We start from the raw sequence: 13097 nt of genomic DNA, 5'->3' as shown, positions 1-13097 counted from the left end.
TCTTAAGAAAGAATGCTGCCGCCGAAATCGTCGTCATCGTTGTCCTGCGAGCGGCGGCGGCGCGGGATCGGTTTCGGCTGCGGCGGGGCCGACGACGCAGGCGGCGGCGGTTCCTCGTCGTCCGGCCCGAACCGGTGGTGCCGCTCGGGTTCCGCCGGAGCGAGGTTCTCCTCCGGTGGCGCCTCCGGGAAGGTGCTCTGCGCTTCCGCGATCACTCGGCTCGCCGTCTCATCGGTGGTGCCGACAGTTTCGGCCATCGCCTGCTGCAGCAGTTCCGGGATCCGTGACTGCGCGAGCTGCACGAGCCGCATGACCTGCGCCGACACCTCCGCCATCTTCTTGCCGCTCGCGGCCTCGGAGATGGCGAGGTTGGTGAGCAGGCCCTTCGCGTCGATCGTCACCTCGATGGTGTTGTCCTTCGACCGCTCGGTCACGGTCTGCCCCTGCATCCGGGCAGCCATCGCCTGATAGCGCGCGGCGGTCTCCTGGATCTGCTTCGTCCAGTTGTCCACCATCTGTTCGCTGGCGTCGACGTTGTCCGGCATCAGGGCCCTTCCACAAGCTGCTTGCTGACGTCTTCACACTGACGGTTCGAAGACGCCACCGGTTCCGGTGTTCTGAAAGTTCGTCGAACAGCCTAGTGCTCATCCGGTGTACCACCCCCGGCCGACAAAGTCGGCCCCATCACGTAGCGAAAGGGCCCCTCACCGCACAAAGTGCGATGAAGAGCCCTTTCACGCCCTGCGAACTGCCGGGGTCAGAGGTTGCCGCGACCGTTCTGACGACGCCTCGGCGTCAGAGATTGCCCCGGCGTTCCTGCTCACGCTCGATGGCCTGGAACAGAGCCTTGAAGTTGCCCTTGCCGAAGCCGAGCGAGCCGTGCCGCTCGATGAGCTCGTAGAACACGGTCGGCCGATCGCCGATCGGCTTGGTGAAGATCTGCAGCAGGTAGCCGTCCTCGTCGCGGTCGACCAGGATGCGGTGCTCCTTCAGCTTCTCGATCGGCACCCGGACCTCGCCGATCCGCGCGCGCAGCGCCGGGTCGTCGTAGTAGGAGTCCGGGGTGTCGAGGAACTCGACGCCCGCCGCGCGCATCGCCTTCACCGTCGTGACGATGTCGTTGGTGGCCAGCGCGATGTGCTGGCAGCCCGCGCCGCCGTAGAACTCGAGGTACTCGTCGATCTGCGACTTCTTCTTCGCGATCGCCGGCTCGTTGAGGGGGAACTTGACGCGGTGGTTGCCGTTGGAGACGACCTTGCTCATCAGCGCCGAGTACTCGGTCGCGATGTCGTCGCCGACGAACTCCGCCATGTTCACGAAGCCCATGACACGGCGGTACCAGTCGACCCAGTAGTCCATCTTGCCGAGTTCGACGTTGCCGACACAGTGGTCGACGGCCTGGAACAGCCGCTTCGGCGCACCCGCGGGCCGGACGATCTTGCTCTCGCGCGGCTCGTAGCCGGGCAGGTAGACGCCTTCGTACCTCGACCGGTCGACCAGGGTGTGGCGGGTCTCGCCGTAGGTCGCGATCGCGGCGACGCGCACGGTGCCGTGCTCGTCGGAGACGTCGTGCGGCTCCTCGAGGACGGTGGCGCCCTGCTCGCGGGCGTGGGCGATGCACTTGTCGACGTCGGCGACCTCGAGCGCGAGGTCGATGACACCGTCACCGTGACGGCGGTGGTGGTCGAGCAGCGGGGAATCGGGCTTGACGCCACCGGTGATCACGAAGCGGGCCGAGCCGGACTTCAGCACGAACGACTTGCGCTCGAAGTTCCCGGTCTCGGGGCCGGAGTACGCGATGAGCTGCATGCCGAACGCGACCTGGTAGAACCACGCGGTCTGCGTGGCGTTGCCCGCGATGAAGACCACCGCGTCCATCGACTTCACCGGGAAGGGGTCCGTGGACGAGTCGTGATCGACGAGCCCGACGAGCTGACGCAGCTGGTCGTAGCTCACGTCGTCAAGAGCAGCCTGGGGTTCCACTGTGTGCGTCATGACTGAAGCATCTGATCGCGAGGCACAATGTGCAATGGTCGAAGATTTTGCTGCACACTATGCCCAGCGACGATCGCGGTGACGTCGTCATAGTGGACAACCTGCGCAGGAGGTAGAGACAGTGTCGGAAATGCTCGACGCGCTGGACGCCCGGCTGCTGCTGTTGCTCACCGATTCACCGAGGCTCGGCGTGCTCGAATGCGCCCGGCGTCTCGGTGTCGCGCGGGGCACCGTGCAGGCCCGGCTGGACCGGCTGACCGAACGCGGGATCCTCGGCGGTTTCCCGCCCGAACTCGACCTCGCGGCGATGGGCTACGGGCTCACCGCGTTCGCCGTCCTCGAGATCGCGCAGGGGCGCCGCGCCGAGGTCGCGGAGGCGCTGGCCGCGATCGACGAGGTGTGCGAGGTGTACGCGACGACCGGTCAGGGCGACCTTTTCGTGCGGATGGTGGCGCGGAACAACGACGACCTGCAGCGGGTGGTCGACGAGGTGGTCGGCGCGCCGTACGTGCGGCGGACGTCGACGTCGATCGCGTTGTCGACACCGGTTCCGCCGCGCGTACGGCCGCTGCTGGAGCGGTTGGCCAGGAGCTAAAGCACCTGTCCCAGGTACCGCCTCGCCGACCGCTGGACCGCTTCGTGCCCGTCGGTGCGGATGATCGCGTCCCACCAGGCGCCGTAGATCGTCTCGAACTCGTAGGGATCCAGCATCTCGGCCGCGCGGCGGACGATTTCGGGCCGCTCGGGGATCAGGTTGGGGTAGCTGTACATGAAGCCGACGAACCGGCGGTCCGGGATGACCTGCAGGATGTCGCCCGAGAGCACCGCGCCGCGGCCGTTCTCCCCGCCCGGCCAGTGCAGCACGGTCCCGCCGGCGAAGTGCACGCCCAGGTTGAGCAGCCGCAGGTCGGGGGCGACGTCGAGGGTCGCGCCGCTCCACAGCTTGATCGCCGGGTCGGGCCTGCCGATCCACTGCTGATCGCCCTCGTGCAGGTAGATGGGGGCGTCGAAGGCGTGGGCCCATTCGACCATCGTGGTGTAGTAGTGCGGGTGGCTGATCGCGATGCCGGTGATCCCGCCCAGCTCACGGACCCCGGCGATGAGATCGTCGTCGATATAGCCCGCGCAGTCCCACAGGAAGTTGCCGGATTCGGCCTTGACCAGCAGTGCCCGCTCGCCGATGGCGAAACCGGGATGGGAACCGACGCCGACGAGGCCGGGTCCTTGTTCTTCGATGCGCGCGGTATATGTCCCGCTCGCGCGCACGGTGTCCAGATCGGTCCACTGCTGTCCCGCCTGCGGGATGTACTGACGTTCGTCCTCGCAGACGGGGCAGTCGGACCTGGGTTCCGCGTACTGCATGCCACAGGCGACGCAGAGAGGTAGCTCGCTCATCGTGTCCCTCCAGAAGTGCTTCGAGGGTCACGCTAACGGCTCATATGCGCGCCCGGCCATCGATCCGGCCGGGCGCGCCAGGGCTTACTTGTCGGTGTAAGGCACGGCCTTCACGAGAGTGACCTTCTGGATGCTGCCGTTGGGCAGCTCGTACTCGCGGGTCTCGCCCTCTTTGGCGCCGAGCAGCGCCTTGCCGAGCGGGGATTCCGGCGAGTAGACGTCCAGGCCGCCTTCGGTGCCCTCTTCACGAGTCGCCAAGAGGAAGTTCTCGTCCTCGTCGTCACCGTCGTAGCGGACGGTGAGGACCTTGCCCGGTCCCGCGCTGCCGTCGTTGGCGGGCGGCTCGCCCACCTTGGCCCCGCGGAGGAGCTCCTGGAGGTGGCGAATGCGGGCCTCGTGCTGGCCCTGCTCTTCGCGGGCGGCGTGGTAGCCGCCGTTCTCCTTGAGGTCGCCCTCTTCCCGGCTGTCGTTGATCTTCGTGGCGATGACCGGGCGGAGCTCGATGTAGTGGTCGAGTTCCTGCTTGAGCCTGTCGTAGGCATCCTGGGTCAGCCAGGTCACCTTAGTGTCGCTCACGGTCACCATCTCCTCGTAGGGGCCTGCCAGGCTTGGGTGTACAAGCCGGCCGCCAGGTTCGGCATGGCGTGCCGACCTGGGTGAGATAAAAGGAAAAACACGGCCCGTCTTGGGCCGTGCCGGTAGATCAGAGTAACACGGCGCGAACCATCGCCGCCGGTCATTTCGGTCGCGCCTCGGCGTTGGGCGCCTGTTTCACCCCGTTGGCCGCTATGGCCTTGACAAGTACCGTGGTACGTCGTACGAGCACCCGAAGATATCAGCCGTCACGGGTCGTCCAATACCTTTGATGGTGGTAGTCACCCGGCTGTTCTTCGCGCCGGGCTGGACGAGGACCTCTTTTCGCCCGCTTTCGGCACCGGCCTTGTCCCGGACCCGGACGACGCAGACCCCCGCGCGGTTCGGGTCGTCCCTGGTCACGTTGATGGTGATCTCCATCGCGTCGCCCGGCTTCTCTTCGAACAAGACGCGCTCGCCCTCGATGGGGGCGCTGCCGAAGTTCGTGTACGCGACGTAGGCGATCGTGCCGCTGAACAGCAGCGCGATGACCAGGAACACCAGACGGCGCAAGCGGCTCGGCCGCGCGGCGCGCGTCTTGCCGTACCGGCCCTCGGGCAGGTCCGTCCGGGTGCTTTCCGCGGTGGGAGCATCCTGTCCCGTGCTCAACCCGGGCCTCCCGGTAGGTCTCGTCGTACCCGCAGGGACAATGGACGTCGAATGCGAGTGTTTCCTGCTCGAGTATCCGCGCCCGGCCGCGCGGGCCGGCAGGCAGGGTCGCGGGGAATACGGAACGAGAAGGGGACGTTCGGAACATGGTGCGAGCCGATGAACCGCCGAAGTCACGCCTCCGCCTGATGGCGGTACACGCGCACCCCGACGACGAGTCGAGCAAGGGCGCCGCCACGATGGCCAAGTACGCCGCCGAGGGGCACGAGGTCATCGTCGTGACCTGTACCGGTGGCGAGGCCGGCAGCGTGCTGAACCCGGCGATGGACCGTCCCGAAGTGCTGACCAACATGACCGAGATCCGCCGGGAAGAGATGGCCCGCGCGGCCAAGATCCTCGGCGTGAGCCACACCTGGCTCGGCTTCCTCGACTCGGGCCTGCCCGAGGGCGACCCGCTGCCGCCGGTGCCGGAGGGCTCGTTCGCGGTCATCCCGCTCGAGGAGTCCACCGGTGCGCTGGTGCAGGTCATCCGCGAGTTCCGTCCGCACGTGATCGTCACCTACGACGAGAACGGCGGATACCCGCACCCTGACCACATCCGTACCCACGAGATCTCGGTCGCGGCCTTCGACGCCGCCGGCGAGGCCGGGCGGTACCCCGACGCGGGCGAGCCGTGGCAGCCGTTGAAGCTGTATTACGTGCACGGGTTCTCACGCGCCAGGATGACGCTGTTCCACGAGGGGCTGCTCGCGCGCGGCCTGGAGTCGCCGTATGCGGAGTGGCTCAAGTCGTGGGACCCGGAGAAGGCCGACGTCATGGAGCGGGTGACCACCCGCGTCGAATGTGGCGAGTACTTCGAGCAGCGTGACGACGCGCTCAAGGCGCACGCCACCCAGATCGACCCGAACAGCCGCTGGTTCGCCGTCCCGCGCGACCTGCAGCGCGAGGTCTGGCCGACCGAGGAATACGAGCTGGTCCGCTCACTGGTGGACAGCACCTTGCCGGAGGACGATCTGTTCGCCGGTCTGACGGAGAAGGTGGGCTAGATGAGTCTTTTGGTGCCGGCGTTCGCCGTCGTTCCGGTGACGGCGGCGTCGCAGTTCCTGGCACAGCAGCCCGGCAACGGCGACAACGGCGGCCAGGGCGAGGACTTCGGCAAGTCGTCGCCGGTCGGTTTCCTGATCTTGATCCTGTTCCTGATCGCCGTCGCGCTGCTGGTGCGGTCGATGACCAAGCACCTGAAGCGGCTTCCGGAGAGCTTCGACGAACCTGCTTCGGACGCCGCGGCTCCCTCAGGTGACGTGCCCGTCGAGAAGGCCGTCGCCGAGGAGCCCGCGAAGGCGGAGAAGCCGGTCGCTAAATCTGACTGAACGCTGCTATGAACGGGCCTTTCCTTGCAAAATTTGCAAGGAAAGGCCCGTTCATAGCATTTCGGAGCGGGTCAGAGGCGCGGGTCGACCGGATCCGACTCCAGCGCCAGCACGGCGAACACGCACTCGTGCACCCGCCACAGCGGTTCCCCGCGCGCCAGCCGCTCCAGTGCCTCCAGTCCCAGCGCGTACTCGCGCAGCGCCAGCGCCCGCTTCCGGTTCAACCCGCGCTTGCGAAGCCGCGAAAGGTTCTCCGGCAGCGTGTAGTCGGGCCCGTAGATGATCCGCAGGTATTCCCGCCCGCGCACCTTCACCCCCGGCTGCACCAGCCCGCGCGTGCCGCGGGCCAGGTTCACCGACGGCTTGACGACCATTCCCTCGCCGCCCGCGCCGGTCAGGCCCTCCCACCAGGCGACGCCGCGCGCCACCGACGCCGTGTCGGTGGTGTCGACGGCCAGCGTCCGCGTACGCGTGAAGAGGTCGCCGGTGAGCCGGTCCAGCAGCGAGAGGTGCCAGTCGTGCGGCCGGTCGTGGTACGTACGGCCTTCTGATGCCAGCACCTGGAACGGCGCGAGCCGGACGCCGTCGAGGCCGTCGGTCGGCCAGCAGTAACGCCGGTACGCCGCCCGGTAGGCGTCCACAGTGGACTCTCGGGTCCGGGTCCGCGTGAGCAGCCCGGACACGTCGACCCCGCGTGCGGCGGCCGCGTCCAGCGACGCGACGGCGGCCGGAAGCACCGACTGGGCCGCCGCGCCGACGGCCGCGTACTGGCCGGAGATCAGCTTCCCCGCCTTCGCGCTCCACGGCAGCAACTCCGCGTCCAGCAGCAGCCAGCCAGTGTTCAGCTCCTCGAACAGGTCCGACGCGGCATCGCGCACACCCGCGAGCAACCGCGCGTTCTGCTCCGGAGAGAAGAACGGCCGCCCGGTGCGGGTGTACACCGCTCCGGCGCCGCTGATCCCGAATCGCGCGGGCGCCACGTCGTCGTCCCGGCACACCAGGACGACCGCGCGGGAGCCCATGTGCTTTTCTTCGCACACCACGTGATCCACGCCCGCCGCACGGAACTCGGCGAACGCCTCTTCGGGATGCTCCAGGTAGTCGTCCGAAGTGGACGTCGAGCACGGTGCCATCGTCGGCGGCAGGTACGGCAGCCGACGCGGGTCCACCGCGAACCGGCTCATCACCTCCAGCGCGGCCGCGGACTGCTCGGCCGAGACGCCGACGCGGCCGTGGTGCTGGGTCTGGATGATCCGCTTCCCGGTGACGTCGCCGAGTTCCAGTACCGCGGGCTCGCGTCCGCCCAGCGGCCGCTCAGGTTCGAGCGGGCGTGTCGGCTCGTACCAGACCTTCTTCGCCTTCACCGAGACGACTTCCCGCTCCGGGTAGCGCAGGGCGGTCAGCTTCCCGCCGAACACGGCGCCCGTGTCGAGGCACATGGTCTTGTTGATCCACTCCGGTTCCAGCGTCGGAGTGTGTCCATAAAGGACCATCGCGGTACCGCGGTAGTCGTGCGCCCACGGCAGCCGCACCGGCAGGCCGTACTCGTCGGTCTCGCCGGTGGTGTCGCCGTAGAGCGCGGTGCTCCGCACGCGGCCGGACGCGCGTCCGTGGAACTTTTCGGGCAGCCCGGCGTGCGCCACGACGAGCTTCCCGTCGTCGAGGACGTAGTGCGCGATGAGCCCGTCGCAGAAGGCGAGCGCCTTCGCCTGGAACTCCTCGTCCTGTGTGGACAGTTGCTCCAGCGACTCCGCGAGCCCGTGCGTGATCTGGACCTTGCGTCCGTTCAACGCGCGGACCAGCTTCTGTTCGTGGTTACCGCAGACCACCAGCGCGTTGCCCGCCTCGGCCATCGCCATCACGCGGCGCAGCACACCCGGCGTATCGGGTCCGCGGTCGACGAGGTCGCCGACGAACACCGCGGTGCGGCCCTCGGGATGCGCACCGTCCACATAGCCCAGTTCGGTGAGCAGTTCCTCCAGCTCTTCGCGGCAGCCGTGGACGTCGCCGATGACGTCGAACGGCCCGGTCAGCTCGCGGCGGTCGTTGCGCAGCGGTTCGACGACGATCTCCGCCTCGGCGATCTCGGCCTCGCTGCGCAACACGTGTACACGACGAAAACCCTCACGCTCCAACGACTTCAGTGATCGGTGGAGTTCGCCGCGCTGACGCCGGACGACGTGCTCGCCGAAGTCGCGGTCCGGCCGGGACGCGTTGCGGTCCTGACAGACCTTCGAAGGCAGGTCGAGGACGATCGCCGTCGGCAGGACGTCGTAGTCCTTCGCCAGCTTCAGCAGGCTCGCCCGTGAAGCACGCTGGACGTTCGTCGCGTCGATCACGGTGACTCGTCCCGCTTCGAGCCGCTTCGCCGCGACGTAGTGGAGGACGTCGAAAGCGGCGGCCGACGCGCTCTGGTCGTTCTCGTCGTCGGCCACCAGGCCGCGGAAGTAGTCGCTGGAAAGCACCTGTGTCGGCGCGAAATGTGTCCGCGCGAACGTCGACTTGCCGGATCCGGAGGCTCCGACGAGCACGACGAGGGACATGTCGGGAATGGTCAGCTTCATGCCATGGCCTCCTTTCGAGACGTGAACACGGCCATTTGGGTCGGAGGTCCTGAATCTTGGGACTCAGGTCCTACAGGCAGGTGGCGGACTTCGTAGCCGCAGCGCGACGCCACGCCGTCGGCCCACGAACGGAACTGCTCGCGCGTCCATTCGAAGCGGTGGTCGTCATGCCGGAAACGGCCCTCTTCGAGGAACTCGAAGTGCCGGTTGTACTCGGCGTTCGGCGTGGTGACGAGCACCGTGCGCGGGGCGGCGATCCCGAACACGGCGTGTTCCAGCGCGGGCAGGCGCTCCTCGTCGACATGCTCGATCACCTCCATCAGCACGGCCGCGTCGTACCCGGCCAGCGACGGGTCGGCGTAGGTCAGCGCGGACTGCCGGAGGGTGATCCGCGACTTGTCCTTGAGCCGCTTCTCGGCGATATCGAGCGCACTCGCCGACACGTCGACGCCGACGATCTCGGTGAACGACGGCTCCTTCTGGAGTACCCGAAGCAGCGCGCCGCCGCCGCAGCCGAGGTCGAGCACGCGCCGCGCGCCCGCCGCCCGGAGCGCGGCGAGCACGCTGCCCTGTCGTTGCACGGCCAGCGGTTCGGGCCGGTCAGGCACTTCGGTGACCAGGGCTTCGGTCTCGGCCGGCACGTCGTCCGCCTCGGCCAGTTGCGCGAGCGCGTACGAGACGATCGGGCGACGCCGTTCGAGGTACCGGTTGGTGATCAGTTCTCGTTCCGGGTGGTCCGCGAGCCAGCCTTCACCGGAGCGCAGCAACTTGTCGGCCTCGTCCTGGCCGACCCAGTAGTGCTTGTCGCCGTCGAGCGCGGGCAGCAGGACGTACAGGTGCCGGAGCGCGTCGACGATCCGCTGCGTACCGGTCAGGCGGAGGTCGACGTAGCGCGAATCGCCCCACTGCGGGAATTCCGGGTCCAGGGGGATGGGCGTCGCCTCGACCTGCCAGCCGAGCGGTTCGAACAGCTTGTGCACGACCTCGGGGCCGCCCCGCGCGGTCAGCGATGGCACGCGGACCTCCAGCGGGAGCCGCTCGTCGACCAGTTCCGGCCGGTTCGCGCACCGGCCGGACAGCGCCGTGGCGAAGACCGCCCGCAAGGCCACCGCCAGATACGAGCCACCCGCGTACGGCCGGTCGTTGACGTACTGGGTCAACGAAGTCGCGCCGTTGCGCACGAGGTCGATCGGGTCGATCTCGACGAGCAGCGCGACCGTGCAGCGGGCGTCGGACGCCTCCGGGTAGAAGACGTGCGCCGTCCCGGCCGAGAGCGTGAACGACTGCGCCTTCTCCGGATGTTTGTGCAGGAGGAAGCCCAGGTCGGTGGCGGGTGTCCGGGTGGTCGTCAGGGTCAGCAACACCCCGCCATCCTCGCGCAGTCGGCCGTCGTGCGCGCGGGGATTTCGGCGTGCGACCCTGAACTCATGTCGAACCGCCTGAAGGCCGCGACCAGTCCGTACCTGCTCCAGCACGCCGAGAACCCGGTGGACTGGTGGCCGTGGGGCGCCGAAGCGCTGGCCGAGGCGAAGCGGCGGAACGTACCGATCCTGCTTTCCGTGGGGTACGCGGCGTGTCACTGGTGCCATGTCATGGCGCACGAGTCCTTCGAGGATGACGCCACCGCGACTCTCATGAACGCGAACTTCGTCACCATCAAGGTGGACCGCGAGGAGCGTCCGGACATCGACGCGGTGTACATGGGCGCCACGCAGGCGATGACCGGCCAGGGCGGCTGGCCGATGACGTGTTTCCTGACCCCGGAGGGCGAGCCGTTCCAGTGCGGCACCTACTACCCGCCGACACCGCGGCCGGGGATGCCGTCGTTCTCGCAGTTGCTCGTCGCGGTCGCCGAGGCCTGGGCCGAACGCCCGGACGACCTGCGCTCGGGCGCCCAGCAGATCATCGCCCACCTCACGGAGAAGAGCGGTCCGCTGCCCGAGTCCGTTGTGGACGGTGAGGCACTGGACGCCGCGGTCGCCTTGCTGCGCAAGGAGTACGACCAGGAGCACGGCGGTTTCGGGGGAGCGCCGAAGTTCCCGCCGACGATGGCGTTGAACTTCCTGCTCCGTCATCACGAGCGCACCGGTTCCGAGGATGCCCTCGCCCCGGTGAAGGCCACGGCCGAGGCGATGGCGCTCGGCGGGCTCAACGACCAGCTCGCCGGCGGGTTCGCGCGCTACTCGGTCGACGCCGGCTGGGAAGTGCCGCACTTCGAGAAGATGTTGTACGACAACGGATTGCTGCTGCGTTTCTACGCGCAGTTCCACGGTGTGACCGGACTCGAGTACGCGCGCCGTACGGTCGAGGAGACCGCGGAGTTCCTGCTGCGCGACCTCGGGACGGCCGAGGGCGGGTTCGCCGCCTCGCTCGACGCTGACACCGAGGGCGTCGAAGGACTCACCTACGTCTGGACGCCGACGCAGCTCGCCGAAGTTCTCGGTGCCGAGGACGGCGCTTGGGCGGCCGAACTGTTCCAGGTGACCGAGCGCGGCAACTTCGAGCACGGCGCGTCGACGTTGCGGCTGCGCGAGCCGCATCCCGCCGACGGCGAGCGCTACGACCGGGTCCGCCGGGCGATGCTGGCCGCGCGTGACGGACGCCCTCAGCCCGCTCGCGACGACAAGGTCATCGCGGCCTGGAACGGGCTCGCGATCGGCGCACTCGCCAAGGCGGGTTCCCGGCTGGACCGTCCACAGTGGATCGACGCGGCCGCCCGTGCCGCCGCTTTCCTGATGGACACCCATTTCGTGGACGGAAGGCTGCGGCGGACTTCGCGCGACGGCGTCGTCGGCACGACCGCCGGTGTGCTGGAGGACTACGCCTGCCTCGCCGAAGGGCTGCTCGAACTCCACCAGGCGACCGGGGAACCGCGCTGGCTCGCCGACGCGATCACGCTGCTCGACCTCGCGCTGGCCCACTTCGGCGTCCCGGACTCGCCAGGCGCCTACTACGACACGGCCGACGATGCGGAAGTCCTCGTGCAGCGTCCTTCCGACCCGACCGACAACGCGAGCCCGGCGGGGGCTTCGGCGCTGGCGAACGCGCTGCTGACCGCGTCGGTGCTGGCCGGGCACGACCAGGTGGGCCGGTATCGCGAGGCCGCCGAGCAGGCGCTGTCCCGCGCGGGACGCCTCGCCTCGCACGCGCCGCGGTTCGCCGGGCACTGGCTCACCGTCGCCGAAGCGGCCGCGGCCGGTCCGGTCCAGGTCGCTGTGGCCGGGGCGGATGCATTGTCGCGCAAGGATTTGCTGGCCGAGGCCCTCGCGTCACTGCCGGACGGCGCGGTCGTCGTGAGCGGTGTTCCCGATGCCGACGGTGTTCCGCTGCTCGCGGATCGCCCGCTGGTGGGCGGTGCCGCCGCCGCGTATGTGTGCCGCGGTTACGTGTGCGAGCGGCCGGTCACGACCGTGGACGACCTGCGCGCCCAGCTCACCTAAGGGCAGTGGGTGTCATGAAAGGGTCTTTCAGGACAAATAGTGTCCTGAAAGACCCTTTCATGACACTTCTCATCCGAGGGCGAGCGCGCCGCCCCCGGTCTGCGGTGCCCCCACCGGCTTCACCTCGACCTGCGGCGCCTTCGGCTTGGCCGAGGTCGTCTTCGCCGGCTTGGGCTTCGACGGTTTCGTGGTCGCGGGCGGTTTCGTCTTCGTGCCGTCCAGGCAGGTGAAGGTCGCCGTGTACTTGCCCGGTGTCTTCCCCACCGATCGCCGCCCTGGTCTCCGCGTAGAGCTCGCCGCCGGGTTTCACCTCGCCCGGCGTGATGACCCACTGGATGTCCCATGAATTGCTGCCGTCCACTCACGTCCGCGCAGGTCATCAGGTTGCCCCGGGTTTCGCCGGGGGAGAACACGAGTGCTTCTCACCTGTCACAGGCGTAGCGTCGGTAGCGTTGTAATCATGTAATCGCGGAGGCGAGCATGCACACCTACTTCAAGGCGGCGAGACATATGGGACGCGGTGGATGGAAAGGCCGGGGCGGCTGGCAGCAGGCCGAGACCCCGTCGGCGGATGACGCGGCCGCCTGGTTCGGCGGACGGCTCCCGGACGACTGGTTCGCCGGCGACCCCGAGGTCACGGTGGACCGCGAGGAGATCGTCATCGTCGGCGAACTCCAGCCGTTGACCGGCGAATACGCCGATGACGCCGCCCGCGCCGCGGCCGAGGACGGCCGGATCAGCCGCTATCGGGAGGACACCCGCGACGCTCGTATCGAGATCGCGCGCCAGGCCGAGCACCGCTACCAGCGCAAGGTCGCGTGGGGCGCGAGCCTCGGCGGCACGAGGCACCTGTTCACCACGCATTCGGCCCCGGTGATGACCAGGCTGCGGCAGCCCGAACGCCTGGTCCTCGACACCCTCGTCGACGCCGGCGTCGCGCGGTCGCGTTCGGAGGCGCTGGCCTGGGCGGTGCGCCTGGTCGGGGAGCACGCCGACACCTGGCTCGCCGAACTCCGGGAGGCGATGACCAAGGTCGACGATCTCCGCTCACAGGGACCGGACCTTTCCTAAGCCGGAATTCGCCCCTACAG

The 13097-nt window shown here is 68.5% G+C and carries 13 protein-coding genes; 5 read left to right on the top strand and 8 right to left on the bottom strand.

Annotation, left to right across the window (positions count from 1 at the left end):
- Positions 1-2 precede the first annotated feature (2 nt).
- Positions 3-545: a YbaB/EbfC family nucleoid-associated protein gene (locus tag ACLJRL_RS36170; RefSeq protein WP_410660872.1), complete on the bottom strand. Its 543-nt coding sequence runs from the start codon at positions 543-545 to the stop codon at positions 3-5.
- Positions 546-795: 250 nt separating this feature from the next.
- Positions 796-1995 (bottom strand): 4-hydroxyphenylpyruvate dioxygenase, encoded by a 1200-nt coding sequence (gene hppD / locus ACLJRL_RS36165; protein WP_410660871.1) that lies wholly within the window; start codon positions 1993-1995, stop codon positions 796-798.
- Positions 1996-2116: 121 nt separating this feature from the next.
- Here hppD and ACLJRL_RS36160 point away from each other — a divergent pair, with 121 nt between their 5' ends.
- Positions 2117-2590 (top strand): Lrp/AsnC family transcriptional regulator, encoded by a 474-nt coding sequence (locus tag ACLJRL_RS36160; RefSeq protein WP_410660870.1) that lies wholly within the window; start codon positions 2117-2119, stop codon positions 2588-2590.
- Here ACLJRL_RS36160 and ACLJRL_RS36155 read toward each other — a convergent pair.
- The 3 genes from ACLJRL_RS36155 to ACLJRL_RS36145 form a co-directional block, all read right to left on the bottom strand.
- Complete coding sequence (locus tag ACLJRL_RS36155) at positions 2587-3390, bottom strand: MBL fold metallo-hydrolase (protein WP_410660869.1); 804 nt, start codon at positions 3388-3390, stop codon at positions 2587-2589. The two genes, ACLJRL_RS36160 and ACLJRL_RS36155, sit on opposite strands and share 4 nt — an antisense overlap.
- 84 nt (positions 3391-3474) lie before the next feature.
- A complete protein-coding gene (gene greA / locus ACLJRL_RS36150; protein ID WP_410660868.1) occupies positions 3475-3975 on the bottom strand; it encodes a transcription elongation factor GreA in 501 nt (166 codons plus the stop codon).
- Between the two features lie 201 nt (positions 3976-4176).
- Positions 4177-4632: a DUF4307 domain-containing protein gene (locus ACLJRL_RS36145; protein WP_410660867.1), complete on the bottom strand. Its 456-nt coding sequence runs from the start codon at positions 4630-4632 to the stop codon at positions 4177-4179.
- 146 nt (positions 4633-4778) lie between these two features.
- Between ACLJRL_RS36145 and mca the strand changes: the two genes are divergently transcribed.
- Both mca and ACLJRL_RS36135 read left to right on the top strand, forming a co-directional pair.
- Entirely contained in the window at positions 4779-5678 is a 900-nt protein-coding gene (mca, locus tag ACLJRL_RS36140) for a mycothiol conjugate amidase Mca (RefSeq protein ID WP_410660866.1), read from the top strand.
- Positions 5679-6002: a hypothetical protein gene (locus ACLJRL_RS36135; protein ID WP_410660865.1), complete on the top strand. Its 324-nt coding sequence runs from the start codon at positions 5679-5681 to the stop codon at positions 6000-6002. It abuts the gene before it with no gap.
- A 71-nt stretch (positions 6003-6073) separates the two neighbouring features.
- On the opposite strand, the gene ACLJRL_RS36130 is transcribed toward ACLJRL_RS36135, so the two are convergent.
- Both ACLJRL_RS36130 and ACLJRL_RS36125 read right to left on the bottom strand, forming a co-directional pair.
- The gene (locus tag ACLJRL_RS36130) at positions 6074-8566 is read right to left on the bottom strand and encodes a polynucleotide kinase-phosphatase (RefSeq protein ID WP_410660864.1); all 2493 of its coding nucleotides are present in this window, start codon (positions 8564-8566) and stop codon (positions 6074-6076) included.
- On the bottom strand, positions 8563-9930 hold the full coding sequence (locus tag ACLJRL_RS36125) for a 3' terminal RNA ribose 2'-O-methyltransferase Hen1 (RefSeq protein ID WP_410660863.1): 1368 nt from the start codon (positions 9928-9930) through the stop codon (positions 8563-8565). The genes ACLJRL_RS36130 and ACLJRL_RS36125 overlap by 4 nt, the downstream gene beginning before the upstream one ends.
- Before the next feature lie 63 nt (positions 9931-9993).
- On the opposite strand from ACLJRL_RS36125, the gene ACLJRL_RS36120 reads away from it, so the two are divergent.
- Positions 9994-12006 carry a thioredoxin domain-containing protein gene (locus ACLJRL_RS36120; RefSeq protein WP_410660862.1) on the top strand — a complete coding sequence of 671 codons (2013 nt, stop codon included), beginning with the start codon at positions 9994-9996 and terminating at the stop codon, positions 12004-12006.
- Between the two features lie 69 nt (positions 12007-12075).
- Here the strand turns inward: ACLJRL_RS36120 and ACLJRL_RS36115 are convergent, their stop codons facing one another.
- A complete protein-coding gene (locus tag ACLJRL_RS36115; protein WP_410660861.1) occupies positions 12076-12270 on the bottom strand; it encodes a hypothetical protein in 195 nt (64 codons plus the stop codon).
- A gap of 246 nt (positions 12271-12516) precedes the next feature.
- On the opposite strand from ACLJRL_RS36115, the gene ACLJRL_RS36110 reads away from it, so the two are divergent.
- Complete coding sequence (locus tag ACLJRL_RS36110) at positions 12517-13077, top strand: hypothetical protein (RefSeq protein ID WP_410660951.1); 561 nt, start codon at positions 12517-12519, stop codon at positions 13075-13077.
- The last annotated feature ends 20 nt before the right edge of the window (positions 13078-13097 follow it).

It is taken from the genome of Amycolatopsis sp. lyj-112 (assembly GCF_046549055.1).
Taxonomy (GTDB): domain Bacteria; phylum Actinomycetota; class Actinomycetes; order Mycobacteriales; family Pseudonocardiaceae; genus Amycolatopsis.
The sequence above is the reverse complement of the archived record's forward strand: the minus strand, read 5'-3'. Positions and strand labels throughout refer to the sequence as shown.

What these genes read in the sequence shown, in the direction of transcription:
- greA (WP_410660868.1), bottom strand. Translation starts at nt 3,975, where the DNA reads ATGGTGACCGTGAGCGACACTAAGGTGACCTGGCTGACCCAGGATGCC.
- ACLJRL_RS36155 (WP_410660869.1), bottom strand. Translation starts at nt 3,390, where the DNA reads ATGAGCGAGCTACCTCTCTGCGTCGCCTGTGGCATGCAGTACGCGGAA.
- ACLJRL_RS36120 (WP_410660862.1), top strand. Translation starts at nt 9,994, where the DNA reads ATGTCGAACCGCCTGAAGGCCGCGACCAGTCCGTACCTGCTCCAGCAC.
- ACLJRL_RS36130 (WP_410660864.1), bottom strand. Translation starts at nt 8,566, where the DNA reads ATGAAGCTGACCATTCCCGACATGTCCCTCGTCGTGCTCGTCGGAGCC.
- mca (WP_410660866.1), top strand. Translation starts at nt 4,779, where the DNA reads ATGGTGCGAGCCGATGAACCGCCGAAGTCACGCCTCCGCCTGATGGCG.
- ACLJRL_RS36170 (WP_410660872.1), bottom strand. Translation starts at nt 545, where the DNA reads ATGCCGGACAACGTCGACGCCAGCGAACAGATGGTGGACAACTGGACG.
- hppD (WP_410660871.1), bottom strand. Translation starts at nt 1,995, where the DNA reads ATGACGCACACAGTGGAACCCCAGGCTGCTCTTGACGACGTGAGCTAC.
- ACLJRL_RS36110 (WP_410660951.1), top strand. Translation starts at nt 12,517, where the DNA reads ATGGGACGCGGTGGATGGAAAGGCCGGGGCGGCTGGCAGCAGGCCGAG.
- ACLJRL_RS36135 (WP_410660865.1), top strand. Translation starts at nt 5,679, where the DNA reads ATGAGTCTTTTGGTGCCGGCGTTCGCCGTCGTTCCGGTGACGGCGGCG.